The organism is Aeromonas popoffii, assembly GCF_000820025.1.
In the GTDB taxonomy this organism is placed as follows: Bacteria; Pseudomonadota; Gammaproteobacteria; order Enterobacterales; family Aeromonadaceae; genus Aeromonas; species Aeromonas popoffii.
This window is the reverse complement of record NZ_CDBI01000017.1, coordinates 3,395-6,101: the sequence shown is the minus strand read 5'-3', so window position 1 is coordinate 6,101 and position 2,707 is coordinate 3,395. Positions and strand designations below refer to the sequence as shown.

Below are 2,707 nucleotides of genomic sequence, written 5' to 3'. Positions count from 1 at the left end.
GCTGATCGTCGGGCGCGGCGGTGGCTCGCTCGAAGATCTCTGGTGCTTTAACGAAGAGGCGGTGGCGCGCGCCATTGCCCACTCCGCCATTCCCGTTATCAGCGCCGTGGGCCATGAGGTGGATGTCACCATCAGCGACTTTGCCGCCGACTTGCGCGCCCCTACCCCATCGGCCGCCGCCGAGCTGGTCGCGCCAGACAATCAGGCCCGTGCCCAGCGCCTCGCCCATCTGTGGCAACGGCTGGCACAGGGCATTGGCCGCCACCAGATCGCCGCCCGCCACGGCTTTGCGCTGCTGCAAAAAAGGCTCGACCATCAGGATCCAAAACGGCGGTTGGAGCAGCAGTCCCAGCGCCTCGATGAGCTCTCCGCCCGCTTGCAACAGCTGATGAGTCAACGGCTGCATCAGGGGGAGCGGCGCCTCGCCAACCTGGAACTGCGCCTGCAAGGCAAAAGCCCGGAGCGGTTACTGGCCGCAGGCAAGCGCCGCCACCAGCTGGCCGAAGAGCGGCTCTATGCGCTAATTGCCAAACGCCAGGATCTGGCGAGCCACCGCCTCGCCATGCTCACCGCGCGCCTCGACGGTGTAAGCCCGCTCGCCACCCTGGGGCGGGGTTACTCCATCACCCGCACCCAAAGCGGTGAGGTGATCAGCCGCGCCGCCCAAGTGAACGCAGGGCAAACCCTGGTCACCACGCTCGCAGAGGGGCATCTGCAGGTGCGGGTGGAAGAGACGCACAACCGATAACCAAACACGGGGGGCGCTTTTCAGCGCCCCCCACCCCGTTTTATCCCCTTCTCTATCGTTGCCCCCTGTCAGTCACACCAGCGAATGGCGCACCATGTCGGCCGGGTGAGCGGGCACAATGTCCGATCCCGCCAGCGGGTTGCGTTGCAAGAACTCGAACAAGCCGGCCTGCAGATTGACGTGCCAGAAACGCCCCGCCAGGGTCAGTTCAAGCTGCCCCGGCGTGAGCGTCGCCAACCCGTGCCGCTGCCAGGCCTCAAACAGCGGCAACAGATGGGCCCGCAGCGACGCGGGCAGACGAGCCAGCATCAGCCAGCCGCTGTCGAGGGCACCGCGTAGCAGGCCGTCCATGAGGGCATTGGGGTTCTTCCCCATCACCATGCCGGGCGCCCGTTGCTTTCTGGCCAGCGCCTCGTGCCAGAGGGCCAGATCCCGGCCATACATGAGGCCGTGGCCGTGCACGCTGCCTCCGGCCCCCGCCCCGAAGGGGAGGATCTCGGCGCCGCGCTTGGCCATCTGGTTGTAGCGGCTCCGCTCGGCGTCGCCGCGCCGCCAGTGGCTACAGGAGAGTCGCTGCCAGCCGCCCTGCTCCAGCGTCTGGGCGCCATAGGCATACATGCCGGCCCGCTGCTGACCATCGGCCGCCCAGCCCAGCGACCCCTTCTCCTGTGCCCGCGCCAGATTGGTACCCGCCATGGCGATCAACTGATAGAGATCCACGCCCTGTACCCCGCAAGCCATCACGTCCGCGATATCCTGGCGCCACACCGCATCATCCTGCCCCGGCAGGCCAAAGATGAGATCCGCCACTATCACAGCGGCATCATCCCGGGTCAGCTCGGCCAGACGGGCCAGCAGGGTCTGCCTGTCATCCAAGCGGGCCGCCTGTTGGCGCACCCGGGTGTCAAAGCTCTGCACCCCGAACGAGAAACGGTTGAAGCCACCCGCCAGCGCGGCCTGCCACTTGGCATCATCAAAGCCATTGAGGCGCCCCTCCAGGGTCACCTCGGCATCTGCGGTCAGCGGAAAACCCTGGATAGCCCTGGCCAATCGCGCCAGATCCTCGACCGCCATGTCAGTCGGTGTGCCGCCCCCCACATAGACGGCAGAGCAGGGCTGGCTCTGCCCAAAGGGGGTATCCGCCGCCTGCTTCAGGCTGTCGCACAGAGCCGCCATGTAACGGCTCATCCGCGCCGGATTGGCGCCATTTTCGAAGAAATTGCAAAAGCTGCAGCGCTTGCGGCAAAACGGAATATGGATGTAGAGCGCCCGCTCCCCCGCCTCGCTCTCTTGCTGCCACCAGACTTGCCAGCCGGTAGGGTCGAGGGTGAAGGGGCGAATGCCACCCCGACTGGCATGGGCCGAGGTTTTGGCACCGAAGGCAAATTTGAGGGGATCCGGCGTGTCGAGTCCGGTCATGGTCGGGGTCAGGTGTAATGTCATCACTGGCTGGGTTACCACATGGAAATAATGCAAATGATAACCACTATCAATTGATGCCAAATTTGTGCTGGATCAAACCACACTCAGACAACCCAGCTTTGCTACCCATCCTTAACCTCCATCATGGATCCAGTTAACAGATAATTTACTCAAGATGGGGTAGTGTGTGCCGATAGAGAACCATCTCCCCCGCCCTGACGAGCGAGCGTGAGGAGAGTCGCCCGGCATTGACGCTCGCCCACCTGCGCATGGACCCTGCAAACGATGCAAAATCTGTCATTAAACTGGAAAATCTTCCTCCCCCTCACCCTGGTAATTGGCTGTACCTTCGCCCTCAGCTTCGAACTCTCCGCCTGGCTGCAACGGGATCTCGCTATCCGGCTGGCCGGTGAAAAGGTCGAGAGCGCCGCCAACACCTACATGGATCAGCTCAACGTCATGATGATGACGGGGGCCATCGCCAACCGACAAATCGTGCAGACCAAGCTCAAGAGCGAGGCGGGGATCGTCGAGGCT

2 protein-coding genes and 1 pseudogene are annotated in these 2,707 nt (G+C 63.8%); 2 read left to right on the top strand and 1 reads right to left on the bottom strand.

Translation table 11 applies throughout. From position 1 onward, the window contains the following. Positions 1–748: exodeoxyribonuclease VII large subunit (xseA, locus tag BN1129_RS04445; RefSeq protein ID WP_042034751.1), on the top strand; the 748-nt coding region annotated here is incomplete at its 5' end. Positions 749–820: 72 nt separating this feature from the next. Here xseA and hutW read toward each other — a convergent pair. Then, positions 821–2,191, bottom strand: a complete 1,371-nt coding sequence (hutW, locus tag BN1129_RS04440; RefSeq protein WP_042034749.1) for a heme anaerobic degradation radical SAM methyltransferase ChuW/HutW — start codon at positions 2,189–2,191, stop codon at positions 821–823. 264 nt (positions 2,192–2,455) lie between these two features. Here hutW and BN1129_RS04435 point away from each other — a divergent pair. Further along, positions 2,456–2,707: pseudogene (locus BN1129_RS04435) on the top strand (methyl-accepting chemotaxis protein); the annotation flags it as partial.

Bases quoted from the DNA above. Each gene is read 5' to 3' on its own strand.
- hutW (WP_042034749.1), bottom strand. From the start codon at position 2,191: ATGACATTACACCTGACCCCGACCATGACCGGACTCGACACGCCGGAT.